The organism is Pseudomonas sp. R1-43-08 (assembly GCF_003852255.1).
In the GTDB taxonomy this organism is placed as follows: domain Bacteria; phylum Pseudomonadota; class Gammaproteobacteria; order Pseudomonadales; family Pseudomonadaceae; genus Aquipseudomonas.
Genome location: NZ_CP027734.1, coordinates 5557321 through 5582784, shown reverse-complemented (window position 1 = coordinate 5582784; position 25464 = coordinate 5557321). Strand labels below are relative to the sequence as shown.

Below are 25464 nucleotides of genomic sequence, written 5' to 3'. Positions count from 1 at the left end.
AAATACAAGGGCAGTACCCCAGATCGTTCCCACGCTCCGCGTGGTAACGCATCCTATGACGCTCTGCGTCAGTGCTTTAAGAGCGGACGCGGGGCGTCCCGGGCGGCATTCCCACGCAGAGCGTGGGAACGATCAATACACCGGTTTCAGACGGCTTCGAGCTTCGCGTAGCCCATCATCAGCCACTTGCTGCCCTCGGCGAAGTTGACCTGCACCCGCGCCTGGGCGCCAGCGCCTTCGAAATTGAGGATCACGCCCTCGCCGAAGATCGCATGCCGGACCTGCTGGCCCAGGCTGAACGGGGTTTGCGGGATCTCGGAGCCGGCAAACATAGTGCTGGAGTTCTGCTGCTGGCCGCCGCCGAACGGGCGACTGACGCTGTTGGACAGGCGCACTTCCTGGATCAGCCCCTTCGGCACTTCACGTACGAAGCGCGACACCTTGTTGTAGGTCTCGCTACCGTACAGGCGTCGGGTCTCGGCATAGGTCATCACCAGGTTCTGCATGGCCCGGGTAATGCCCACGTAAGCCAGGCGGCGTTCTTCCTCAAGGCGGCCGGGCTCTTCCAGGCTCATCTTGTGGGGGAACAGGCCTTCTTCCATGCCCACCAGGAACACATAGGGAAATTCCAGGCCCTTGGCACTGTGCAAGGTCATCAGCTGAATGCTGTCTTCATGCTCGTCGGCCTGGGTATCGCCAGCTTCCAGCGATGCGTGACCAAGGAAAGCGGCGAGCGGGGTCTGCTCTTCATCGTCCTCGATGTTTTCGAAGGCGCGGGCGGCGCTGACCAGTTCCTCGAGGTTTTCTACCCGGGCCTGGCCTTTCTCGCCTTTCTCCGCCTCGTGGTAGGCGATCAGCCCGGACTGCTCGATCACGGTCTGGGTCATCAAGTGCAGGGGCATTTCCGCGCATTTGGCCGCGAGGTTCTCGATCAGCTCGACAAACACGCCCAATGCGCCGGCGGCGCGGCCTGTCAGGCCTTTATTGGCGATGAGCAGGCGCATGGCCTCCCACATCGACACATCGGCATGGCGGGCGTGTTCGCGAATGGCCTCGACGGTTTTTTCACCGATGCCACGGGCCGGAATATTGATCACCCGCTCCAGCGCCGCATCGTTGCCGCGACCTTCCAGCAAGCGCAGGTAGGCCATGGCGTTCTTGATTTCCGCGCGCTCGAAGAAGCGCTGGCCGCCATAGATGCGATACGGGATGCGCTCGCGCAACAAGGCTTCTTCCAACACCCGCGATTGGGCGTTGGAGCGGTAGAGAATGGCGATATCGCTGCGCGCCAGGCCGGTTTTCAACGCGCTTTCGATGGTTTCCACCACGTAGCGCGCTTCATCGTGCTCATTGAACGCGGCGTACAGGTTAATTGCTTCGCCTTCGCCGCCGTCGGTCCACAGCTCTTTGCCCAGGCGCCCGGTGTTGTTGGCGATCAAGGCGTTGGCGGCCTTCAGGATTCCGGCGGTGGAGCGGTAGTTCTGCTCGAGGCGGATGGTCACCGCGTCCGGGAAGTCTTCGGAATACTGGTAGATGTTCTCGATTTTCGCGCCGCGCCAGCCGTAGATCGACTGGTCGTCGTCGCCTACTACCATCAGGCTGTCGCCACCCTTGGCCAGCAGGCGCAACCAGGCGTATTGCACGGCGTTGGTGTCCTGGAACTCGTCCACCAGAACGTGCCGGAAGCGCTTCTGGTAATGGGCCAGCAAGCCGGGGTTGTCGCGCCACAGGTCGAGGGCACGCAACAGCAGTTCGGAGAAGTCGATCACGCCGGCGCGTACGCAGGCCGCCTCGTAGGCTTCATAGATGCTGCGCATGGTCGCCAGGAACAAGTCACCGCTGGCCTGGATATGTTGCGGGCGCAGGCCTTCGTCTTTCTGGCCGTTGATAAACCACTGGGCCTGGCGGGCCGGCCAACGCTGTTCATCGAGGCCCAGCTCGCGAATTACCCGCTTGACCAGGCGTTGCTGGTCGTCGCTGTCGAGGATCTGGAACGTCTGGCTCAGCCCCGCTTCCTGCCAATGCGCGCGCAACAGGCGGTGCGCCAGGCCGTGGAAGGTGCCCACCCACATGCCGGCCGGGCTGATGCCCATCAACTGCTCGATGCGATGGCGCATCTCGGCAGCCGCCTTGTTGGTGAACGTCACCGACAGGATGGAATGGGGAGAAGCGTTCTCGACCTGGATCAACCAGGCGATACGGTGCACCAGCACTCGGGTTTTACCGGAGCCAGCACCGGCCAGGACCAACTGACGGCCAACGGGGGCCGCTACGGCCTGGCGTTGGGCATCGTTGAGGGAGTTCAGCAAAAGGGAGAGATCATCGCGCATCGGCGCATTCTAGGGTGCCGGGGGGAGAGGGGCAAATCCCAATGCCGGGTGGTCGACACAAAACCACCTGCGCGCAAACATTCTGCGGACGCGGATGACCGGTTAGTCATGCGCCACAGCCCGCATGCCGTCTCGTTCAAGCTGTCTGGGACAACGTTTTGCGCTCAACCGGCGATGGGTTTTTATGACCTGGAGCGGTTTGGTCCGAGCGCTGGCTTGTGTATGCTCCGACGACGTTTCGGGCTCACCATTATAAGAACACTGCCTATGACCTTTGACACTGACCTGTTCGGCCCCTCGGCGGCGCCTGCGCAGGTTATCCGCAAACACTACGCCACCGAGATCGCGGTCGAGCGTACACGCCTGCTGTATCAGGGCTCGCTGCTGCCGACCCTGTTGATGCTGGTCAACGGTTTGGTCTGCGCCTGGCTTTTGTGGGACCCCAAGCAATACCTGCTCGACAGCGTCTGGCTGGTCTGGTTGCTGGCCCTGGTGGCGATGCGCGTCATCCAGGTGGCGGCCTTTGATTCGGCGATGCCCAGCCGGCAGGCCCAGCCCGTCTGGCGCCGCATGTTCATGCTGGGTTCAGCGGTCAGCGGCCTGACCCTGTCGATCGCCGCCATCGCCCTGGTGCCGACCGACAGCTTCATGCAACAGGCCTGGGTGTTCGGCCTGATCGGCGCGGCGACGTTGTCGGCCAGCGTGGCCTATGCCGTCAGCCTTTGGGCCTTTCTGTCCTTTGCCTTGCCGTGCCTGTTGCCGGTCATCGCCTATCTGTTCTGGAACGGCACATCGCGGCAACAGGGTTGGGGCGTGCTCGGTCTGATCCTGTTGGCGTCATTAAGTGTGGTGGCGTGGCAGGTCAACCGCCTGATCCAGCGCGGGCTGCTGCGACGCTTCCAGAACCAGGCCCTGATCGAGCATTTGCAGCAGGCGCAGCAGCGCAGCGAGCAGTTGAATCAGGAACTGCTGCGCGAAGTCGAGCAGCGCCGCGAGGTCGAACAGGAGCTGCGTGAAGCCCAGGTCGGCCTGCAAGACCGTGTGGCGCTGCGCAGCCAGGAATTGGACGCCGCCAGCCTCGCCCTGAGTCAAAGCGAGGCGCGCCTGGCCATGGCGCTGCAGGCCAGTGAACTGGGCCTGTGGGACTGGAACCTGCAAACCGATGAGGTGCACCACACCCAGCTCAAGGAATTGTTCGGCCTGGAACCCGAGTTTGTCACCGCGATGCTCAGCCATCTCAAGCCGCGCCTGCACCCCGACGACCTGCCGCTGCTCAAGCACGCGTTGGTGGAGCATCTCAAAGGCCGCAGCGAGGACTATCAGGTGGAATACCGGATCCGTCACGGCGACGGGCACTGGGTGTGGATCGAGGACCGTGGGCGCGCGGTAGAGCGTTCGCCCGGTGGCCGGGTGATCCGCATGCTCGGCACGCGCCGTGACATCAGTGCCAGCAAGGCCGTGGAAGAACAGCAACGGCTCGCCTCGACGGTGTTCGAGGCCGCCAGCGAAGGCATCGTGATTCTCGATCCGAACTATGTGCTGCTCGCCGTCAACCAGGCGTTCAGCCGTGTCACCGGTTTTGACATCGACGACATGCTCGGTCGCAATGTCGTGGAGCTGCCCAGCAGTCGCGACGCCCGGCGTCATTTCCCGGTGATCCGCCAGGCGCTGCTCAGCCACGGCACCTGGCAGGGCGAACTGGTGGAAACACGCAAGAACGGCGAGCTGTACCCGCAGTGGCTGCAACTGAGCGTGGTGCGCGATGTTCGCGGCAATGTCAGTCATATAGTGGGCTTTTTCGCCGATCTGTCCGCGCGGCGCGAGTCCGAGGAGCGCATGCGCTACCTCACCCATTACGACGAGTTGACCGGCCTGGCCAACCGTTCGCTGTTTCGCGAAAGGCTGCGCGAAGCGCATCAACGCGTACGTCAGGGTGGGCGCAGCCTGGCGCTGCTGCACATCAACCTCGACCGTTTCAAGCTGCTCAATGACAGCCTTGGCCATGAAGTGGCCGACCAACTGTTGCAGAAAATGGCGCGGCGCTTGATCAACGCACTGCCGGAAGCCGACACCATTGCACGCCTGTCCGGTGATGAATTCGCTGTGCTGTTCGACGCCTATGGCAACCTGTCGAGCCTGGCGCGGGTGGCGACTCGGCTGCTGGCCAAGCTGCGCGTGCCGGTGACGGTGGAGGGGCATGAGCTGGTGGTCAGCGCCTCCATGGGCGTCAGCCTGCTGCCGGATAACGCGCGGGAAATTTCTGCGCTGGTCAGCCAATCGAATATGGCGATGCAGCACGCCAAGCACCTGGGCGGGAATAATTTCCAGTTCTACACCGACAGCCTGCAAGCCAGCACCCTGGAGCGCTTGCAGCTGGAAAACCATCTGCGCAAGGCCATCGACGAGGGCCAGCTCACGGTGTTCTACCAACCCAAACTGTGCCTGGCCACCGGCACGCTCAATGCGGCCGAGGCCCTGGTGCGCTGGGAACATCCGCAGTGGGGCCTGGTGCCGCCGGGAGACTTTATCGGCCTGGCCGAAGAAACCGGCCTGATCGTGCCGTTGGGTGAGCTGGTGTTGCGCCAGGCGTGCTGGCAAGCCTGTGAGTGGCAACGCCAGGGGCTTGCGCCGATTCGGGTGTCGGTGAACCTGTCGGTGCATCAGTTGCGCCAGGGCAAGCTGGTCAGTCTGGTGCGCCAGGTGCTGGAGGAGACCGGGCTGGACCCGCAATATCTGGAATTGGAATTGACCGAAAGCCAGTTGCTCGACAGTGTCGAGCACATCATCACCACCTTCCGGCAGCTACGCGACCTGGGCGTGAAGCTGGCCATCGACGATTTCGGCACCGGCTATTCATCCCTCAGCTACCTCAAGCGGATTCCGGTGGACTACGTGAAGATCGACCAGACCTTTATCCGGGGTCTTGGCCAGGGCCGCGAGGATGCGGCCATTACCCGGGCGATCATTGCCATGGCCCATGGGTTGTCGCTCAAAGTGGTGGCCGAAGGCGTGGAGGACCAGCAGCAACTGGATTTCCTGCGAAGCGAGCAGTGCGACGAGGTGCAGGGTTATCTGATCAGCCGGCCGATGGACGCTGAGGGGCTGGCAGATTTGTTACGAAAAAATCCAGATTTTTCTTAACGACTCAAGTGGCGTCCCTGTGGCTACAAAGCCCCTGCCCTTAGTTTCAGAGGGGAGCGGGGCGATTTAGTGCTGCATCAGGCGGGCAAAACGGCAATTCTTGTAGTATAACTACAAGCTTGCTACATCCCTGGCGTCTGCCAATAACAAGAGTCCTGTCCTTTGAACCTGTTGCAACATATCGCCCAGTCGCGCCACCTGTTACGCAAATCGGAACTCAAGGTTGCCGATCACGTGCTGCTTGACCCTGCGGCTGTGATGCACAGTTCCATGGCCGACCTGGCCCACAGCGTGGGCATCAGTGAGCCGACCATCGTGCGCTTCTGCCGCGCCATCGGTTGCTCCGGGTTTCAGGACTTGAAACTCAAGCTGGCGCAAAGCCTGGCTGCAGGCGCGAGCTTTGGTCAGTTTGCGATCCATGAAGACGACTCGGTCGCCGATTACAGCCTGAAAATCTTCGACACCACCTTGCACACCTTGATGGAAGTGCGCGAGAAGCTCGACCCGGTGGAGCTGCAAAAGGCCGTGACCGCGATGTCCCAGGCCCAGCGCGTGGAGTTCTATGGCTTTGGTGCTTCCGGCGCGGTAGCGGCCGACGCCCAGCACAAATTTTTCCGTCTGCTGCTCACGGCGGCGGCCTACAGCGATCCGCACATGCAGGCGATGTCGGCGGTGACCCTGAAGCCCACCGACGTGGCCATCTGTATTTCCCAGTCCGGTCGCTCCAAAGACCTGCTCATCACCGCCAACCTGGTGCGTGAAAGCGGCGCTTCGCTGATCACCCTGTGCCCGAGCCAGACGCCGTTGGCGGAATTGTCCACGGTGAACCTGGCGATCGACGTACACGAAGACACCGAGATCTACACGCCGCTGACTTCGCGCATTGCCCACCTGGTGGTGATCGATGTGTTGGCCATGGGCGTGGCCATGGCCCGCGGGCCGAGCCTGGTCAACCACCTCAAGAGCGTGAAGCGCAGTTTGCGAAGCCTGCGGTTGTCGCCAAAATCCGTCAAAGCCCTCGACGACTGATCAACTGTACACAGAACAAAATGTGGGAGGGGGGCAAGCCCTAATGCCAGTCTGTAGGAGCGAGCTTGCTCGCGAAAAACGTCAACGATAACGCGTGCTTTCTGAATGAACGCGGTGCCTGTGAGTTTTTCGCGAGCAAGCTCGCTCCTACAGAGGGCTCTAGGGCAAGCCCCCTCCCACATTTGCATCTTCTGTGTGCTCAGAATCTTCATCAGGCTGTCATAGCCCCGTCATCCTCCGCGACCATCCTGTACTCCCCGTACTCGCATTGGGAGACTCCAAATGGCCCGGCCCTACGAAGACAGCAACAGCACCGTCAAGACCCGTCGTCAGCAGGAAGACCAGCGCCGCATGGCGTTCCGTCGCGCTATCGAAGACCGCTGCGACCAGCGCCAACTGCTGCAGAGCATCAGTGACTACCCGGAACTCCATTGGCAGGCACCCTTGGCTGCCCAGCGAAACGCTCAGCCAGCGCGCTGATCTGCACCCGTTCGCTGCGGATAAAGCCCAGGAACGCGTGGGCCACCGGTGACAGCCGCTTGGCTTTGGCTTGCACCAGGCACCAACTGCGGTACAGCGGCAGTTCTTCCACCGGCAGCTCCTTGAGCCCGCCGGTGGCCAGCTCCAGGTTCAGGGCGTGGCGCGTCAGCAGGGCCACGCCCAACCCTGCAGCTACGCACTCGCGTTGCGCCTCGGCCGAGGCCACTTCCACCGTCTGCGTGAAGTGCACGCGTTTTTCCTTGAAGTACTCTTCGCAGGCCAGCCGCGTGCCGGAACCCGGTTCGCGGATGAGCAGGGTGTAGGGTTCCAGATCCTGCAGGCGTAGCGGCCCTTGCAGGCTCAAGGGGTGATCCGGCAGCGCCACGGCGACAATCGGATTATTCAGAAATGGCAGGAATTCCAGGCCCATGTCCTGAGGCACCATGGACATGATCACCAGGTCGTCACGGTTGTCCGAAAGCCGGCGAATCACCTGGGCGCGATTGACCACGGTCAGGTGCAATTGCACCTCCGGGTGTTGGCGCTTGAAGGCGGCGAACAAGTGCGGCACGAAGTACTTGGCGCTGGACTCCACCGCCAGCTTCAACTGGCCCTGCAGGGAACCCTGCATGTCCGACAGCTGCATATCGAGATTTTCCAGGCGCCCGAAAATATCCCGGCTGGCCCGCTGCAAGGCTTCAGCGGCCTCGGTCATGTAGAGCTTTTTGCCGACATAATCGAACAGCGGCTGGCCAAGCAGCTCTTCGAGCTGGCGAATTTGCAGGCTGACGGCGGGTTGGGTGAGGGACATTTCCTCGGCTGCACGGCTGTAGGAACGCAGATCACACACTTCATTGAAAATCTGCAATTGACGCAATGTCATACGCATCAATGACTTACGCATTAAGTAACTCCTCAAGCCCCGGTCGTCCGGCCAACTATAAGTCTTTACTTATACACAGCCCAACAATTATTGATTTTTGTTAATCCTCAAGTGCGCATAGTGTGTGTCTCGCGACTGTCATGAAACATTTGGTCACGCGTCGACCCGCCTACAACGGGTCGAAGAACGCAGCAATCGGCTCAAGGGAATTTCCAAGTGATAAAAAAGATCCTGATCGCCAACCGTGGTGAAATTGCCGTACGAATCGTGCGTGCCTGCGCCGAGATGGGCATTCGCTCGGTTGCGGTTTATTCGGACGCCGACCGCCACGCGTTACACGTCAAGCGTGCCGACGAAGCCCACAGCATCGGTGCCGAGCCCTTGGCCGGCTACCTGAACCCGCGCAAACTGGTGAACCTGGCCGTAGAGACCGGTTGCGATGCGCTGCATCCCGGCTACGGCTTTCTGTCGGAAAACGCCGAATTGGCGGACATCTGCGCCGAACGCGGCATCAAGTTCATCGGCCCTTCGGCGGAAGTGATTCGCCGCATGGGCGACAAGACCGAAGCGCGCCGCAGCATGATCAAGGCTGGCGTGCCGGTCACGCCGGGCACCGAAGGCAACGTCGCCGATATCCATGAAGCCCTCACCGAAGGCGACCGTATCGGTTACCCGGTGATGCTCAAGGCCACGTCCGGTGGTGGCGGGCGCGGTATCCGTCGTTGCAACAGCCGCGAAGAACTTGAACAAGCCTTCCCCCGGGTGATTTCAGAGGCCACCAAGGCCTTCGGTTCGGCGGAAGTGTTCCTGGAAAAATGCATCGTCAATCCCAAGCACATCGAAGCGCAGATCCTCGGTGACAGCTTTGGCAACGTCGTGCACCTGTTCGAGCGCGACTGCTCGATCCAGCGTCGCAACCAGAAACTCATCGAAATCGCTCCCAGCCCCCAGCTCACCCCTGAACAGCGCGCCTATATCGGCGATCTGTCGGTGCGTGCGGCCAAGGCCGTGGGCTACGAGAACGCCGGCACCGTGGAGTTCTTGCTCGCCGAGGGCGAGGTGTACTTCATGGAGATGAACACTCGGGTGCAGGTGGAACACACCATCACCGAAGAAATCACCGGGATCGACATCGTCCGCGAGCAGATCCGCATCGCCTCGGGCCTGCCGCTGTCGGTCAAGCAGGAAGACATCCAGCACCGTGGCTTCGCGTTGCAGTTCCGTATCAACGCCGAAGACCCGAAGAACAACTTCCTGCCAAGCTTCGGCAAGATCACCCGTTACTACGCCCCCGGCGGCCCCGGCGTGCGTACCGACACGGCGATCTACACCGGTTACACCATCCCGCCGTTCTACGACTCCATGTGCCTGAAACTGGTGGTGTGGGCGTTGACCTGGGAAGAAGCCATGGACCGCGGCCTGCGTGCCCTGGATGACATGCGCCTGCAAGGCGTGAAGACCACCGCCGCCTACTACCAGGAAATCCTGCGCAACCCGGAATTCCGCAGCGGCCAGTTCAATACCAGCTTTGTGGAAAGCCACCCTGAGCTGACCAACTACTCGATCAAGCGCAAACCCGAAGAGCTGGCCCTGGCCATCGCCGCCGCCATCGCCGCCCACGCAGGCCTGTGAGGAACATTCCAATGTCTAAGAAAATCTTCGTAACCGACACCATCCTGCGCGACGCCCACCAATCGTTGCTGGCGACCCGCATGCGCACTGACGACATGCTGCCGATCTGCGACAAGCTCGACAAAGTCGGCTACTGGTCCCTGGAAGTCTGGGGCGGCGCGACGTTCGACGCCTGCGTGCGCTTCCTCAAAGAAGACCCGTGGGAGCGCCTGCGCCAACTGCGCGCCGCATTGCCTAACACGCGCCTGCAAATGCTGTTGCGCGGCCAGAACCTGCTGGGCTACCGCCACTACAGCGATGACGTGGTCCGCGCGTTCGTTGCCAAAGCCGCCGTTAATGGCATCGATGTGTTCCGCATCTTCGATGCCATGAACGACGTGCGTAACCTGCGCGTGGCCATCGAAGCGGTCAAAGCCGCCGGCAAGCACGCCCAGGGCACCATCGCCTACACCACCAGCCCGGTGCACACCGTCGAGGCGTTCGTGGCCCAGGCCAAGCAACTCGAATCCATGGGCTGCGACTCGATCGCGATCAAGGACATGGCCGGCCTGCTGACGCCCTACGCCACCGGCGAACTGGTCAAGGCGCTGAAAGCCGAGCAGAACCTGCCGATCTTTATCCACTCCCACGACACCGCGGGTCTGGCCGCGATGTGCCAACTCAAGGCCATCGAAAACGGCGCCGACCACATCGACACCGCCATCTCCAGCTTCGCCTGGGGCACCAGCCACCCGGGCACCGAGTCGATGGTCGCCGCCCTCAAGGGCAGCGAATTCGACACCGGCCTGGACCTGGAACTGCTGCAGGAAATCGGCCTGTACTTCTATGCCGTGCGCAAGAAATACCACCAGTTCGAAAGCGAGTTCACCGCTGTCGACACCCGCGTGCAAGTCAACCAGGTGCCCGGTGGGATGATTTCCAACCTGGCCAACCAGTTGAAAGAGCAGGGCGCGCTGAACCGCATGAGCGAAGTGCTCGCCGAAATCCCCCGCGTGCGTGAAGACCTTGGCTTCCCGCCGCTGGTCACCCCGACCTCGCAGATCGTCGGCACCCAGGCGTTCTTCAACGTGCTGGCCGGCGAGCGTTACAAGACCATCACCAACGAAGTGAAGCTCTACCTGCAAGGCGGCTACGGCAAGGCGCCGGGCACTGTGAACGAGAAGCTGCGCCGCCAGGCCATCGGCAGCGAGGAGGTGATCGACGTACGCCCGGCTGATTTGCTCAAGCCGGAAATGACCAAGCTGCGCGGTGAAATCGGCGCGTTGGCCAAGTCCGAAGAAGACGTGCTGACCTACGCCATGTTCCCCGACATCGGCCGCAAGTTCCTCGAAGAGCGCGACGCCGGCACCCTGGCGCCGGAAGTGCTGCTGCCGATCCCTGAAGCCGGCGGCGTGGCCCGTGCCGGTGGCGAAGGCGTGCCGACCGAGTTCGTCATCGATGTGCACGGTGAAAGCTACCGCGTGGACATCACCGGTGTCGGGGTGAAAGCCGAAGGCAAGCGCCACTTCTACCTGTCCATCGACGGCATGCCCGAAGAAGTGGTGTTCGAACCGCTCAACGAGTTCGTCAGCAGCGGCGGCAGCAAGCGCAAGCATGCCACCGAGCCAGGCCATGTCAGCACCGCGATGCCAGGCAATATCGTCGACGTGCTGGTCAAGGAAGGCGACATGGTCAAGGCCGGCCAGGCGGTGTTGATCACCGAGGCGATGAAGATGGAAACCGAAGTGCAGGCCTCCATCGCCGGTAAAGTCACCGCCGTGCATGTGGCCAAGGGCGACCGCGTGAACCCTGGCGAAATCCTGATTGAAATCGAAGGCTGATACCTAGCCTTCGACACTACCGCTTAAACCTCGGGGGGGCATGTGCCCCCTTTTTTTTGCCTGCTGATCAGGCATTGGCGCCTTAGAACGCCATCGCCCACTGCCCCATCAATCCCTGGTTGCGACTCGTGCTGCCGAACTCGGCGGTGTAGGCCAGGCCCACGGTGTGTTCAGCCGACAGTGCCATGTCCATGCCGGTACGCAGCGCCAGGCTGTTGCGGTCCAGAGCAGTGCCGCCGATGGTGAACTCGCTGTTGAAGTCCTCTCGTTTATTCCAGGCAAATGACTGGCGAACGCGACTGTTAACGTCGCCATACAGGTGTTTCCATTGGGTGCTCAGGTGCGGTTTGAGGGTCATCTGGTCGCCCATTGCAACGTCGTGGCTCAAGCGAAGACCGAAGGTGCTACTGAAGTTTTGCTGGGTTTGTGCACCCACGTCCAAAGCGCTATAGCCGCCTTTTTCCTGGAAGCGGTCGCGCTGATAACGTTGAAAACCTGCGCTGGCAAAGGGCTCGGCGTGCAAGCCGCCGATATCCAGTTGATAGCCCGCCTCTGCGAATACGTTTTGGCTCTGGGCGTTGTACTTGCCGGTGAGGTTCTGGCGATGGTCAATGAGGTCGAAATCGACCGTACGTTTGTTTTTTCCGGTATGGCTGCTGTAAAGCGCGCCCAGGCGCAACGCCAGTAGTCCGTCTTGACGCACGGCGTAAGCGCCCAAGTGCCAGCTGTCCAGATCACCCTTGAAACGCGTGGCGTTCAGTTCACTGCCGGACTTGCCGCCGACTACGCCCACCCGCCATGCGTGGTCGATTGACCAGTCAGCACCCAGCAGCAGGCCTTGGCTGCGTTGTTTCAGACCGGCACTGCCGTGTTGGGCATCGAGGCTGCCGCTATTGCCCAAGCCTTGGAACCACACGCGTCCCGTCTCGCTGGCGTGGTTGTCCGGCAGACGTATTGCCGACAACAGGCTGTCGTTCAATTGTTTCATGCTGTTTTGGGTGGCGGTGCCCAAGTTGGCGTTCTGGCTGCCTGCCAATTGCTCAAGCACGGCACCTAGCCTGCCTGGCTCCAAAGTGCTCAGGTGCTGGCCGTATTGCTCAAGTTGGTCTTTTTCCCATTCGTGCAGTTCGTCCGACGCCAGCAGTGTGTCCACTGCGGAGTCCAGCACATGGGCGACGCTCAAGCCGTTGCGGCTGGTAGCCGTGTTGGCGAAGTAGAAGTCTTCAGGCGCCGGGAGGGCCGGTTCAAAATATTGTTTTCCACCGTTCACCGGAGCCGGCTCAAGCCATTCACTGTCTGGCTCGATGTCGCCGCGTGCCTGCGCCTGTTGAGTGCTGATCGCTGCGAACGCCAGGGTAATGGCCAGTGCGAGTTGTTTGTGTATGAGCGGCATGTAAACCCACCTCTTAATGTATGAGGCCGGGAATTTAGCGGGGTGCCGGGGGGATAAATGTCAGGCCGGGGGCTGCGGATTTGCGGGAGTTGTCTTTAGTTCGTTGCGATTAAGCACTAGGGCTGCGATTGACTGTGCTGATATGTATTTAAATGCGTATTTCACGCATTGACTGGCAATTTTATGCACTATATTGCATATATGACGACGAATCTAAGTAGGCAGGTGCATTAAATTGCAAATTGAATCGACATTAAAGCTTACGGTACAGGTCTTCGCCAACGACCGATGGCAGGACGCTATGGATCTGGAGTTTCTTGAGCCATCCAGCGGTTTTATGGGGCCATGCCGGTTCGGCTATACCTCGCCTTACTTAGTCGAGCATCTTGATCATATCCCTACCGTCTTTGCCCCTGCCGTCAGCGTCGGGGTACCGCCCAGCTGGAATCAAAATACTTTCAAGCAAGCGCCCGGATTTGTGTATGACATTGCGCCAGCAGGTGCAGCCAAGCGCTTTCTACTGAGCCATATGGACACGGTAAAGCCCGAGGGTATGAGCGCTGACTTGTTTCTGCTGGCATTTAATACGCCAGCCCCGATTGGGCATATGCGCATCAAAGAATCAGTGAGAGGTTGTCTGAATCGTCCAAAAATCGGATTTTCACGCCAGGATGTAGTGGCGCGCGACAATCGATTTCTGGAGTACGCCTATGAACAAGGGGCGGCTATTGGTGGTGCCACAGGCGCGGGTGGCGAGGCCCCGAAGCTACTGTTGACCGAAAGTCGGGAGGGGCTGTTGTATCCAGATGCCGCGCTGGATGATGCCCAAGTGAGCCAGCATTGGTTCATCAAGTTCGCTCGCAATCAGGCATCGCAAAGAGACCAGGATATTCTCAGGAGCGAATATCACTACTACAAGGCCTTGCATTCCTTGGGTATCGAGACGGTTGCCAGCGAGGGCTTAGCGTTGGAGCAGGCGAGCAGGCCCAGCCTGTGGATGCACCGCTTTGATCGCGCGGTCTGTGGTCAACGTGTCGAGCGTTTCGCGGTCGAATCGCTTTACTCGGCTGCTGGCATCACTGTTCCCGGCAGTCGGATGGATCATGTAAGCGTGCTTCAGATGCTGGTGAGTTTGTGGAAGGCAGCGGGCCAGGAGGCGCAAGTAGCTGATCTGGTGGCGGACTATTTGCGTCGCGATCTGCTGAACAAAATCCTGGGTAATTCAGATAACCATGGGCGCAACACCTCCATTATCCGAGGTCCGGGAAGTCTGCGCATGGCGCCGGTTTATGATTTGGCGCCCATGGTCATGGATGATGAGGGCATAACCCGCACCACTAAATGGCCCGGCCGGCTGGAAATCGCTGGCGATGTAGATTGGCGTGGCGCCTGCGGTGCCTTGGCGACTTTAGTCGATGCCGAAAGCGCCTTCGAACGTCTACGCCAGGATGCCGAGCGTCTGCGGGCGCTGCCGGACCTTCTGCTGGACAGCGGACTGCCTGAGACTACGTGGAGCCATCCCCGTATCGCCCTGCGCAGCTTGGATCAGCACCTGATTAAGTGGGGTTTGAGATGAGTCTGTCCATGGAGCAAAGGGCGCAACTGATTGCGGCTATCGAAGAAGGCTTGGCCGAGGGTTCGCTCGAACTGGGGGACGCGGTGCGACGTTTGCGTGTCGAGGTGACGGGATTGCACCAGAGTCAGTTTGCGCGCATGTGCAAAATTTCTGTGCGCACGCTGGTGCATATCGAACAGGGTGAGGGTAACCAGACGCTGAAGACGCTGGACGCGGTACTGCGGCCTTTTGGTTTGCAGATGGGCGTGATTCGAGTTCGACGCCCGCTCTACTAACCTTCACCTACGGCCCGCATAGCCCTTGCCATAGTGCCGCTCCATGCGCGCCTGGATCAGCTCCAGTCCGAGAGACATCACCCAATAGATGATTGCCGCCGTGGTGAGCATCTCGATATAGCGATAGCTTGAGCGCCCATAGGATTGTGCGAGGAACATCACTTCCCACACGCCCATCACCGAGATCAGCGACGAGTCCTTGAGCATCGAGATGAACTGGTTGGTGGCGGGCGGGACGATGGTGCGCATGGCCTGGGGCAGCGTAACGTGCCAGAAGATCGCGCTGTCGCGCATGCCCAGGGCCAGTGCCGCTTCCCGTTGGCCGTGGGGCACGCCGAGGATACCGGCGCGGAAGATTTCGCTCAGGTAGGCGCCGTAGTTCAGCGACAGCGCGATGATCCCGGCGACGATCGCACCCGGAACCAGGCCCAGTTGCGGCAGGCCGAGGTAGATCAGCAGGATCTGGATCAGCAGCGGCGTCCCGCGAAAAAACGAGGCATAGAACGTGGCGATGCCGAAGGCCAGGGCGCTTTTCGACACGCGTCCCAGCGCAGTGACGAAACCCAGCACCGACGACGCCACGATCGAACACAGGCACAGAAACAGCGTCAGCGCCGCGCCTTGCAGGAAGCCGTTGGGCGCCAGGTGCACGCCAACCAGGTTGGGCAGCTTGTCGAGGATGATCGAGAACTTCAGGTCAAAGCTCAGGAAGAAACTGGCAAACAGGCAAAACAGCGCGGCCCAGGTCAGGTACAGCCGCGTGCGAAAGCCGAACAGCCGCCGCAGCCGCGACGTGGTTGCCGGGGGTTGGGGCGGGGTCGGGAATGCGGTCATTGGCTGATGTCGGCGCCGATCCATTTTTGCGACAGCTTGCTCAAGGTGCCGTCCTGCTTGAGCTGGGCGAAGACCTCACGCACTTTGCTGTCCCACTGCGGGTCGCCTTTTTCGATGGCGACCGAGTTGGGCTCCGAGTAGAGCGGCTCGCCGGCCAGCTTGAAGCGCTTGTCGGCGGTCAAGCGTGGCTGTGCGGTCACCAGGTTGGTGAGGATCGCGTCCAGGCGCACGCCAGCGCCCAGGCCGAGGTCCTGGAAGGCCACGTTATCGGTGTCGTACGGCGCGATCTGCACGTCCTCGAACGGATACTGCAGTTGCGTGTCTTCGGCGCCTTCGATCACCAGGTTCTTGTTCAGATAGCTCTCGTAGCTCGATGCGCTGGTCAGGCCGACTTTCTTGCCGCTCAGGTCCTTGGCGCCGTGGATGCGGTCATCCTTGGCATTGACCACGATCACCGCAGGCGAGGCGTAGTACTCCACCGGGAAATCGAACACTTCGGCGCGCGCCTTGCTCGGGGTCATGGAGCAGATGCAGATGTCGTAGCGCCCGCTCCAGCGGCCGGCGGCGATCACGTCCCAGGACGGGGTTTCCAGGCGCAGTTTCACACCGAGCTTTTGCGCCACAGCCTTGGCCACATCGACGTCAAAGCCGTCGAGTTGGTTCTGCTCATTGAGAAACGAAAACGGCGGATAGCTTTCCATCAGCACGCCCACCAGTTCTTTCTTTTGCTCGATCCGATCCAGAGTGGTACCGCCGAAGGCCTGAGTGGAAGCAGCGAGCATGGTCAGGCCCAGGGCCAATAGCGGTTTAAGTTTCAAAGCAGACACCTGAAGAAAAAAGAGTTGTGATGAGCCGACTGGTGCGTATTAAATAGTTATAAGAACGACTCTCATAGTGAGTTATTTTCATAAGCATATGAGTAAAAGCTATATGAGCGCACAACCTACAGTAATTCTCGATGGTGGCATGGGCCGTGAGCTGCAACGCCGTGGCGCGCCGTTCAGGCAGCCGGAGTGGTCGGCGCTGGCGTTGAGCGAAGCACCCCAAGCGGTTGAGGCGGTGCACGCGGCGTATATCCAGAGCGGCGCCAACGTGATCACCAGCAACAGCTACGCCGTTGTGCCCTTTCATATTGGTGAGGCGCGGTTCGCCGCCGAAGGCCAGGCGCTGGCGGCCCTCGCTGGTGAATTGGCCCGCCGTGCGGTGCAGGCTTCAGGCCAGGCGGTGCGGGTGGCGGGTTCATTGCCGCCGCTGTTCGGTTCTTATCGGCCGGATTTGTTCGAGCCTGGGCGGGTGAGCGAGCTGCTGACGCCTCTGGTTAACGGCCTGGCGCCCCATGTCGACCTGTGGCTGGCGGAAACCCAGAGCTCCATCGCCGAGGCGCGGGCGATCCAGGCCGGGCTGCCGAAAGACGGTAAACCGCTCTGGCTGTCGTTTACCTTGAAGGACGAAGACACGGACGAGATGCCACGCCTGCGCTCAGGCGAACCGGTGGCGGACGCCGCCGAAGCGGCAGCGCAGTTGGGCGTGGAGGTGCTGCTGTTCAACTGCAGCCAGCCGGAAGTGATCGGCGCGGCGATTGACGCTGCCCGCCAGACCTTCGAGCGCCTTGGCGTGGGGATCCAGATCGGCGCTTACGCCAACGCGTTCCCGCCGCAACCCAAGGAGGCCACGGCCAACGATGGCCTCGACCCGCTGCGCGATGACCTTGACCCGCCCGGCTATCTGCACTGGGCGGCCGATTGGCAGGCGCGCGGGGCCAGCCATCTGGGCGGCTGCTGCGGCATCGGGCCGGAGCATATTGCGGTGCTGGCCAAGCACCTGACCCCAATCGGTTAAGGCTTTTTGTAGGAGCGCTCGCGAAGAACTGGGGGCCTCCACGTTTATCCAGTATGAACGTGTTGCCTGGGCGTTTTTCGCGAGCAAGCTCGCTCCTACAGGGGCATTGGGGCGTACCCCTCGTTTCAATTTCTGCACTCGGCCAGTGTTTTCAGCTGCCCGGCGCTGGTCTGGTTAGCCTCCGACAGCCACTGTTCGAACCCCGCATCAATCGCCGGCCATTCCGAATCCAGCATCGAAAACCATGCCGTATCGCGGTTCTGGCCCTTGACCACCATGTGCTGGCGGAACACCCCTTCGAAACTGAAACCCAGGCGCTCGGCTGCGTATCGGGAGCGGGCGTTGCCGTTGTTGCATTTCCATTCCAGGCGGCGGTAGCCCTGCTCGAACGCATACTTGGCCAGCAGATACACCGCCTCGGTGCTTTTCGGCGAGCGCTGCATCGGGGCGCCGAAGGTGACATGGCCGATTTCGATACGGCCCTGGGCCGGGACGATGGACATCAAACTCAGGATGCCCTGCACCTCATCGTTGGCGCGGTCGACCACACTGAAGAAATACGGGTCGGTGCTGGCCGCGTGGTTGTTCAACCACACATCGAACGCGGCGCGCTCGGCAAACGGGCCGTAAGGCAGGTAGTCCCACAACTTGGGGTCGGCGCCGGGGCCTTCGAGGGCTTGCCAGAGCTGATCGGCGTGGCGCGCGGGGTCGAGTTTGACCAGGCGGATAAAACGCCCTTCGAGCAGTTGAGCCGTGGGCGCCGGAACGCCTTTCCAGTCAGCGAGGGAGGTGGGCATGCTGCGCTCCTTAAAGGGCTTTGCGAAATTGAATTAAACCTGGGCGTTCAGCGATGCGCTCATAAAGCTGGATCGCCGTGGCGTTGGTCTCGTGGGTCAGCCAATGCACTTTGCCGCAGCCATCCGCCTTGGCCGTGGCATAGACGAACTCGATCAGTTTGCGACCGACGCCGGTGCCGCGTTGGGCCGAGTCCACCAGCAGGTCCTGCAGGTAGCAGGAGTTCTCGATACTCCAGTTGGAGCGATGGTAGATGAAGTTGACCATGCCCACCGCCTTGCCATCCTGCCAGGCCAGGGCCGAATGGGTCGGCTCGTCGGCATCGATCAGGCGTTGCCAGGTGCTCTGGCTGACCGCGTCCGGCAATTGGGTGTTGTAGAACGTCAAATACGCCTGCCACAGCGGCAACCAGGCGGTGTGGTCGGCGGCGCTGACCTGGCGAATCTCGAGCGGGCTCATTCTGGAACTCCTTGGGGCATAAAGCGGGCGAGGGTCTGGTCGCGTACGTCGACACTGGCGGCCAGGCCGTTGCGCACCCCGGCGATGTCGGCCGGGCTGCGGTTCTGGCTGAGCTTGCGTTTGCCGATCAGGCGATCGATGGGCAGCGCGAAGCCGACGATGGCCTTGAGCATGCCATCAATGTAGTCGGCCGGGGCGTCGCTGACTTTCCAGGGCTGGGCGCGATTGCACTCGTGGCGGTCGGTAAGGGCGCTGACCACGTCGAGCAAACGTTCGGCATCTGTAAACACCTCGGCCGTGCCGTAGGCATGCACCGCGATGTAGTTCCAGGTGGGCACCACTTTGCCGTGCTCGGCCTTGGCCGGGTAAAACGCCGGGCTGACGTAAGCATCGGCGCCGGCAAAGATCACCAGGGCTTCGCTGCCGTTTTGCAGGTCTTTCCACTGCGGATTGGCCCTGGCCAGGTGCCCGTACAACGTGCCATTGGGGCCTTCATCGGGATTCAGCAGCAGTGGCAAATGGCTGGCCTGCAGGCCTTGCTCGCCAAAGGTCACCAACTGCGCCAGGCGTGTGTGCTGGATCAGTTGGTGTAATTCGGGCAGGTCTTCGAGGACAAAGGCGCGTGGTGTGTACATGAATATTTTCCTTGGCGAATGCCTGCATCCTAGGCAGGCTAATGGTCCGTTGTAAGAGCCATCCAAGGTCAATTTCGTAGGTCCAATATGTCACCACTCTCGCCGCCTCTGTCATTTAACCCGGCCGGTATCGAGCTGGACCGGCGCCAGGGCCTCACGCGCCAACTCTATGAGGCCCTGCGCCTGCGCGTGCTGGACGGGCGCCTGGTCAGCGGCACGCGTTTGCCCGCCAGCCGTGATCTGGCTGCGGCCCTGTCGATTTCCCGCAACAGCGTGGTGCGCGCCTACGATCAGTTGTACGCCGAGGGGTTTATCGAAGGCCGGGTGGGAGATGGCACTTATGTCGCCCAATTGCCTACCCCTAAAAATTTATCCACAAAACTATCCACAGGCTTACCAACAGGCTTACCAACAGGCTTATCCCCAGCCTTATCCACAAAATGCACGAATTTGCCGGTGGATCTGGATGCCGAAGTTATCCACAGTCCGGCCCTGGACCGTCTGCAACACAACCATTTATCCCAACCGCCGACCGGGCCGCCCAAGGCGTTTCGCGTGGGGGTGCCCGCCTTCGATCTGTTCCCTTTTGAGGTCTGGGCCAAGCTGAACGGGGCTTTCTGGCGCAAGCCGGACCTGGAACAGTTGTGTTACGGCGACCCCGCAGGCGACGCACGCCTGCGTGGGCTGATCGCGGCTTACCTGCGCAGTTCGCGAGGCATGCAGTGCACGGCTGAACAAATAGTGATCACCAGTGGTGCACAGCAGGCAATCAGCCTTTGTGCACAATTGCTGGTGGAGCCCGGCGACGGGGTCGCGGTGGAGAACCCAGGCTATCGTGCAGCCGGCCACGCATTCGCCTTGGCTGGTGCGGACCTGCGGGGTGTGCCGGTGGACAGCGAAGGTATCGACTGCCAGACCCTCAATGGCCTGAAAGACTGCCGCCTGGCCTATGTCACACCCTCCCATCAATACCCGCTGGGCGTGGTGATGAGCCTGGCGCGGCGCCTGGAACTGCTGGCCTGGGCCGAGCGCACCGGTGGCTGGATCATCGAAGACGACTACGATGGCGAATACCGCTACAGCGGTGCGCCGCTGGCGCCCCTGGCCGCGTTGGACCGCAGCGGGCGCGTGCTCTACGTCGGTACCTTCGGCAAAGTGGCGTTCCCGGCCCTGCGTCTGGGCTATCTGGTATTGCCGCCGGGTTTGGTGGATGCGTTCTCCCGGCGCCGCGCCGTCGACATGCGCCACTCGGAAGTCAGCACTCAGGCGGTGATGGCCGAATTCATGGCGGCCGGGCATTTCCAGCGCCATATCCGCCGCATGCGTCGCGCCGCCCTGAGTCGGCGCAATGCCTTGCTGGCCGGCTGGCCCAGCGGGCTGCCCGGTGTGCACAACCTGCCCGCTGTTGCAGCGGGCCTGCACCTTACGGTTCGGGTAGACAGCCTGGCCCGTGAGCAGCAGTTGCTGGCACAAGCCCGCGGCGTGGGCGTAGAAATCAATGGCCTGAGTAGCTATTGGCTGCCCGATTCAAGCCCGGCACCGGATCAACGCGCCGGCTTGGTGCTGGGGTTTGCCGCCGTGCCTGAGGCAGCCATTACCCAGGCCCTTTCGCGTCTGGGCAAAGCCTGGCTCAGCGGCTGACCCACTCAGCTCTGGAAGAACAACGAGCGCGCCAGCTGCGGGCTGATTTCACTGCGGTACACCGCAATCTGGTCCCGGTCGCTCAGGCCTGCGCGCTCCATGGCTCCGCCAAGTTTGCGCTGCTCGCGGGTTTTCAGATGACCGGCAAAGAAATTTTCGGTCGCGGCTTGCACGGAATCGTAGTGAAAGTGCGCATACCACAACGCGGCACGGCTCTGGTGATCGCGCACTTCGTATTCGTCCAGATAGTTCTTGCCGGGGCCCTTGAGACGCTTGCGGGTAACGACCTTTTCAATCTTCACCAATCCCTGTTCGTGCAGCCATTCCACCCGCGCTGCGGTGGGCGGTTGTTCTTTGGTCATGCTGATGCGGGTGTCGGTGCCCAGTTTGTAGAGCCGCTGAGCGGCGTCGTTGAGGTTCCTGCTGAGGGTGGCGGCTGAGGGGCGATCGCTTTCGGTCAGGTTGAGTCGCGTCAGCCCTTCCTCAATGGTGCTGACCGAGCGCTCCAGGCGTGCGGCGTACTGGTGCAGCATCTCTTCGATTTCCACCGGGATGCACCCGGCTTTTCTGGAGTGCGCAAGGATACGCTGGGTGACGGCCTGCTCTTCATCCAGCAAGCCTTGCCCGGCCCTCATGCCCGCATTCAGGTCTACGGTGTGTGGCTCTGCACGGCTTGGGGACGGGCTTTCCCGTTCAACCCAGACCCCCGGTGTTTTCTCGTGGAACGTGGCGATGAGCCTGCCCGTCATTGGCGCCTTGATGTCCACCAGGTGGCTTTGCGTCGCGCGAGGTTCGCCCACCACCACGCCATTGAAGCGGGTCTTGATGACTTTGCGCTTGGGCGTAGGCGGCGGCTTTGACGTACCCGGCTTGGGTTCAAGGGTCTTTTTCTCGCGCAGCAGCCGCGCAAGCTCCACCACCGCCTGCTGATTGAAACCGTCGATTTCCTTGCGAAGGTCCTCCATGGTTTCCCGGTTTACCTGCTCCGGGTGTTCAGCGTGCAGGTCCAGCAGGCGTTGGTCGACGATGGCGAATTGGTCGGCCACGCTGTTGAGCACCTCGATGCGCTCATCCAGGCCGCTGACGTTGGCTTCGATCAGGGTTTCAACCCAGTTTTGAATGTTGAGGTCTGCAATCTCGACAATTTCGCCGATCTGGGTGCGGGCATCGATAAACGCCTCGCCGTCGCCTTCGCGGACACACAGGTAACGCGTCAGGGTGACTTGCAGCGCCTTGAGATCGTGCAGCCGCATGCCGGGCAACGCGCGCATGGTGGTCTGTGCGACCTTCGCGCCTTCCATGCCAAGTCCTTCCAGTTCACGGTAGCGCGACTCGGCGTATTCCAGGCGGCTGATCATTGCCTTGTTCAAATTCGCCATGACCTGGGCAGCTTCGGCCTGCTTCTTGGGTTCAAGGGTGGACAGGGTCTCGATGTGCTCGAGGGTCCAAAGCAGTTTTTCCCGAAACTCGGGGAGGCTTTCAGCCACGGCGGATCGGGTCAGCAGCAATTGCTTGTTCAGGTAGTCGGTCATGCTGCTCTGGTAATTGGGCACCGAGTCGATGATGTTCAGTGCGCGCAACTGGCGGATGGGTGTCTCGTACTGTTCCAGGCGAGCGTCGACCTTTTCGATGAATGCCTGGCGCGTTGTGTCCCTGGACGGCCCGGGCTCGCGGACGATGGCGTCAAATACGGCAGCGACTTCCGCCTGCCCGCGTCTTTCATCGGCATCGAACGCAGTGAGGCTCTCACGCAATTCCTTGATGCGCGAAGGGGCCTTGCTTCGCGCCACCCGGCGGCGATTCCTGAAGCCGGCGCCGCGCAGGCGCAGGCGCGTGTCGACAAACCATTGGCCGGCCAGGTTGCCCGTCAATGCCGGGCCGGTTTGCGAAGATTGGCGGGGGTCGACGACCACCACGTTGTCGTTGTCGTCGACGGTGACCTCGAACCAGCGTTTACCGACCTGCGCGTACCATTTGCCGGCCAGGCCATGGAGATGCAGGTGCGGGCCAGGCTCCTTGTTCGATTCGCCCAACCCTTCCGGTTTAGAGATTTTGAAGCGATCCAGCGTCGCCGCCAGGCTTGAAGGTGTGCGGCTCAGCGCCCCTTGGATGTGCAATGGACCCTGATGTTCAGCGGGTAGCTCGGCTTCGGACAGGTCTGGTTGCTTGGTCACGATGGGTTTCCTGGGCACAGGCGCTGCCTTTTCTGGCTCTTCGACCAGCTTCGGTTCGGGCTCGAGCGCAAAACCTTCGGCGCTCTTTTTCGGTGATGAGTGGCGCAGGGTGACGTGCATCACCAGCGCCATGCCCAGATTGAGGAGCAGGTCGATCTGCGCCGTCCATGAGGTTGTCCCGTCAGGTCCAGGCTCTTGCTCGGTGGTTTCTTGCAGGCCATCCATGATTTGCCAGATCCAGGCCGCGATCCCGGCTGTGCGCCCGAGGAAGGGCAGGGCCGCGCCGAAAATCTGCCAGGCGGCCTGTCGATAGCTTGCCCAGCGCTTCTGGGTGTTGGATACCGATTGCTGCTTGGCCAGATCAATCATGGCATTGGCGTTGGCCTCGAACAGCGTCCCCAGGACGTCACCGGTCAGCACTTCATCGCTCAGGCCGATAGGCCCGCTCATTTGCAGGACCACTTCGGGCTCCACCAGCACCCGCGCCACGGTCCACGGCGAAGGCAGTTTGTCGGGGAACACGTATTGCTCGTAGTTGAAGCGCGAACTTTCCGGCAGCCAGGCCAGGACCGACTCGCGCAGCAGGTGACTGTGCTTGATGGCATACAGCAGGTTCTGCCGGGTGGGGAATTGGAACAGCACCGGCTCGAGCAGCGGGCGATAAAGCACGCAGGGGCCCTGGGTGTGATCGCGAGGGCCGATCACGAACATATTGGCGACCACATCCTGCTCATGACCGGGTCGCAGCGTGGGGATGAAAGCCAGGCGGCGGATAACGATCTCCTGCCCCTCGACCTGGCGGTCGTGCTGCTGGGCCTGGACAACGGCAGCGACATAGCGATAGCCGAGGGAGTTGAGTCCGTTCTCACCCTTGATCTTCCACTGCAGGGCTTGCAGCGGTAATTGCACTCGCAGGTGTGAAACGTAGAGCAGTTGCCGGGCCTTGGACTCGAACGGGTCCGTGAGCAGGGTGCTCTTGATCAGCACCGGATAGTGCTTGCCGATATCGACGGATTCGATCAGTTGCTTCAAGTAGTCGTAGGTCAGCCAGTCCGGGGCGTCGCCACCGTTGTAGCGCACGCTCGGTGTACCCGTCGGTAAACCGGTGAGGTTTGCCAGGGCCAGGTCGACCAGGCTGTGGCGCGTGATGTCACTGCTACCCGGCACCACAAACGTACCCCAGAGCACCGGGCTCTCGATGCTGACTTCGACCTTGTCCAGGTTCAGGCCGGCGCCATTGGGGCGGGCCTGGATTTTACTGCGCAGTTGCGCCCGGGCGTAGTCGCGGATCGACGCGATCCCGTCATCGAACTGCAAGCCTTGGTTGTGCGTGTGCAACTGGGCCAGATCAATGACGCCTCGGCCGTAAGTGGATATGTCGAGGTCCGAGGCGTCCGCCAACCATTCGGGCAGTTGCTGATGAATCTGGCGGATGTTCGACAGCGACTGATCGCTCAGGTCGTCGATCACCGGCACGACGTTGATCACGGCTTGGTCGCTGATGCCTTTTCTGGTGAAAGATTTTTGGGGGCGCAAGCCAAAGGCGCCGATGACCACCAGTTGCAGGGTGATCATGGCGAAGGCCTGGCTATCGAAGAAATTCCCAGGGGGTTGATACAGCCGCCATTGCACGTCCAGCTCGGGGTGATACGGGTTCAACCTGCCCGGCAGGACTTCGCCCAGTTGCTGCATCGAGTCGAACTTCTCGTAACCCTCGACCAGCGAGTACGTCAGGATCCGCTGCTTCTGCTCATGGACGCCGATCAGTACCGCTATGTCCGCCAGGCCCGCATGCACGGTCTTGTTGTTTTGGCGTACGTCCATGTCGATCAGGTAGACATTGATCGGGTACGGATCGCCTTCTTGACGGCCAGTCGGATCCGGCAATCGGAACAGCGTTCGAGCCATGGCGCAGTCGTGTTCATCCCAGCCTTCCAGCTTGTTGAGGTTCCACACCTTGCGCAGGGACTGGGAAAGTATCTGCCAGCGCGGGCCGGCGGTGCCATTGGACGCGTTCCAGTGGTCCAGTTGCTGCTCCTGAAAGGCGACGAAAATCAGCGCCGACAGCTCGTTGAGCAACCGCGCAATGGCGTCGATTTTCACCGGCAGGTGGACTGCGGGTACTGCGTGGGGGTGTTGGGTGAGGAAATGCTCGCCGTCGATGTAGATCACCGGCGCGGGCGCCAACGCTTGCCGAGCGAGGACCGTGGTCAGCGAGTCGACATACGGCTCCGCCGGTTGGAGAACATCGTCAATGATGCTCCAGCGCGGCGTAATCACCATGGCCAGGTCAGGCTCGATATCCAGCGTCGGAAACTCTTCGCGCAGCGCCGTACGCAACAGGGTTGAGGCGACCTCGCGCATCGAAGGGCCGGTGGTCAGTTGTGTCAGCAGATCGTAGGTGCTGGGAGGAAGGTTGCGGGCGACGGGGTCGTCGTTTCGGGATGAGTCATTGGGCATCTGCAGCTCCTTGCGAGCAGTCGAACGAGAGAGTCGCAAGGTAGTGTCCAAAGATGCCCAGGGGACGG

18 protein-coding genes are annotated in these 25464 nt (G+C 61.3%); 9 read left to right on the top strand and 9 right to left on the bottom strand.

Features of this window, described 5'->3' with window-relative positions:
* Positions 1-146: 146 nt before the first annotated feature.
* Complete coding sequence (gene uvrD, locus C4J87_RS25740; protein ID WP_124368877.1) at positions 147-2330, bottom strand: DNA helicase II; 2184 nt, start codon at positions 2328-2330, stop codon at positions 147-149.
* Between the two features lie 267 nt (positions 2331-2597).
* Between uvrD and C4J87_RS25735 the strand changes: the two genes are divergently transcribed.
* The 3 genes from C4J87_RS25735 to C4J87_RS25725 all read left to right on the top strand — a co-directional run bounded on the left by C4J87_RS25735 (position 2598) and on the right by C4J87_RS25725 (position 6980).
* Positions 2598-5471 carry an EAL domain-containing protein gene (locus C4J87_RS25735; protein ID WP_124368876.1) on the top strand — a complete coding sequence of 958 codons (2874 nt, stop codon included), beginning with the start codon at positions 2598-2600 and terminating at the stop codon, positions 5469-5471.
* 162 nt (positions 5472-5633) lie between these two features.
* A complete protein-coding gene (gene hexR / locus C4J87_RS25730) occupies positions 5634-6500 on the top strand; it encodes a transcriptional regulator HexR (protein ID WP_003177007.1) in 867 nt (288 codons plus the stop codon).
* Between the two features lie 282 nt (positions 6501-6782).
* Positions 6783-6980 carry a PA3496 family putative envelope integrity protein gene (locus C4J87_RS25725; RefSeq protein ID WP_124365036.1) on the top strand — a complete coding sequence of 66 codons (198 nt, stop codon included), beginning with the start codon at positions 6783-6785 and terminating at the stop codon, positions 6978-6980.
* Here C4J87_RS25725 and C4J87_RS25720 read toward each other — a convergent pair.
* Positions 6910-7884: a LysR family transcriptional regulator gene (locus C4J87_RS25720; protein ID WP_124368875.1), complete on the bottom strand. Its 975-nt coding sequence runs from the start codon at positions 7882-7884 to the stop codon at positions 6910-6912. The two genes, C4J87_RS25725 and C4J87_RS25720, sit on opposite strands and share 71 nt — an antisense overlap.
* 195 nt (positions 7885-8079) lie before the next feature.
* On the opposite strand from C4J87_RS25720, the gene C4J87_RS25715 reads away from it, so the two are divergent.
* Both C4J87_RS25715 and oadA read left to right on the top strand, forming a co-directional pair.
* The gene (locus C4J87_RS25715; protein WP_003195732.1) at positions 8080-9495 is read left to right on the top strand and encodes an acetyl-CoA carboxylase biotin carboxylase subunit; all 1416 of its coding nucleotides are present in this window, start codon (positions 8080-8082) and stop codon (positions 9493-9495) included.
* A gap of 11 nt (positions 9496-9506) precedes the next feature.
* A complete protein-coding gene (oadA, locus tag C4J87_RS25710; protein WP_124368874.1) occupies positions 9507-11315 on the top strand; it encodes a sodium-extruding oxaloacetate decarboxylase subunit alpha in 1809 nt (602 codons plus the stop codon).
* 82 nt (positions 11316-11397) lie between these two features.
* Here oadA and C4J87_RS25705 read toward each other — a convergent pair whose 3' ends face one another.
* Positions 11398-12708 carry an autotransporter domain-containing protein gene (locus C4J87_RS25705; protein WP_124368873.1) on the bottom strand — a complete coding sequence of 437 codons (1311 nt, stop codon included), beginning with the start codon at positions 12706-12708 and terminating at the stop codon, positions 11398-11400.
* A gap of 301 nt (positions 12709-13009) precedes the next feature.
* Here C4J87_RS25705 and C4J87_RS25700 point away from each other — a divergent pair, with 301 nt between their 5' ends.
* Together C4J87_RS25700 and C4J87_RS25695 are read left to right on the top strand one after the other, a co-directional pair.
* Positions 13010-14284 (top strand): HipA domain-containing protein, encoded by a 1275-nt coding sequence (locus C4J87_RS25700; protein WP_124369034.1) that lies wholly within the window; start codon positions 13010-13012, stop codon positions 14282-14284.
* On the top strand, positions 14281-14559 hold the full coding sequence (locus C4J87_RS25695) for a helix-turn-helix domain-containing protein (protein ID WP_124368872.1): 279 nt from the start codon (positions 14281-14283) through the stop codon (positions 14557-14559). Before C4J87_RS25700 ends, C4J87_RS25695 begins: the two co-directional genes overlap by 4 nt.
* Positions 14560-14562: 3 nt before the next feature.
* Here C4J87_RS25695 and C4J87_RS25690 read toward each other — a convergent pair whose 3' ends face one another.
* A complete protein-coding gene (locus tag C4J87_RS25690) occupies positions 14563-15393 on the bottom strand; it encodes an amino acid ABC transporter permease (protein ID WP_124368871.1) in 831 nt (276 codons plus the stop codon).
* Positions 15390-16211 (bottom strand): ABC transporter substrate-binding protein, encoded by an 822-nt coding sequence (locus C4J87_RS25685; RefSeq protein WP_124368870.1) that lies wholly within the window; start codon positions 16209-16211, stop codon positions 15390-15392. Before C4J87_RS25685 ends, C4J87_RS25690 begins: the two co-directional genes overlap by 4 nt.
* Before the next feature lie 112 nt (positions 16212-16323).
* On the opposite strand from C4J87_RS25685, the gene C4J87_RS25680 reads away from it, so the two are divergent.
* On the top strand, positions 16324-17232 hold the full coding sequence (locus tag C4J87_RS25680) for a homocysteine S-methyltransferase family protein (protein ID WP_124368869.1): 909 nt from the start codon (positions 16324-16326) through the stop codon (positions 17230-17232).
* A 125-nt stretch (positions 17233-17357) separates the two neighbouring features.
* Here C4J87_RS25680 and C4J87_RS25675 read toward each other — a convergent pair whose 3' ends face one another.
* Genes C4J87_RS25675 through C4J87_RS25665 form a run of 3 tightly spaced genes read right to left on the bottom strand, consistent with a single transcriptional unit; the run spans position 17358 to position 19121 of the window.
* Complete coding sequence (locus C4J87_RS25675; RefSeq protein ID WP_124368868.1) at positions 17358-18029, bottom strand: GNAT family N-acetyltransferase; 672 nt, start codon at positions 18027-18029, stop codon at positions 17358-17360.
* 10 nt (positions 18030-18039) lie between these two features.
* Positions 18040-18486 (bottom strand): GNAT family N-acetyltransferase, encoded by a 447-nt coding sequence (locus tag C4J87_RS25670; RefSeq protein ID WP_124368867.1) that lies wholly within the window; start codon positions 18484-18486, stop codon positions 18040-18042.
* Entirely contained in the window at positions 18483-19121 is a 639-nt protein-coding gene (locus C4J87_RS25665) for an FMN-binding negative transcriptional regulator (RefSeq protein WP_124368866.1), read from the bottom strand. The genes C4J87_RS25670 and C4J87_RS25665 overlap by 4 nt, the downstream gene beginning before the upstream one ends.
* Positions 19122-19208: 87 nt before the next feature.
* Here C4J87_RS25665 and C4J87_RS25660 point away from each other — a divergent pair, with 87 nt between their 5' ends.
* The gene (locus C4J87_RS25660) at positions 19209-20762 is read left to right on the top strand and encodes a PLP-dependent aminotransferase family protein (RefSeq protein WP_124368865.1); all 1554 of its coding nucleotides are present in this window, start codon (positions 19209-19211) and stop codon (positions 20760-20762) included.
* Between the two features lie 5 nt (positions 20763-20767).
* Here the strand turns inward: C4J87_RS25660 and C4J87_RS25655 are convergent, their stop codons facing one another.
* Positions 20768-25396 (bottom strand): dermonecrotic toxin domain-containing protein, encoded by a 4629-nt coding sequence (locus C4J87_RS25655; protein ID WP_124368864.1) that lies wholly within the window; start codon positions 25394-25396, stop codon positions 20768-20770.
* Positions 25397-25464 lie beyond the last annotated feature (68 nt).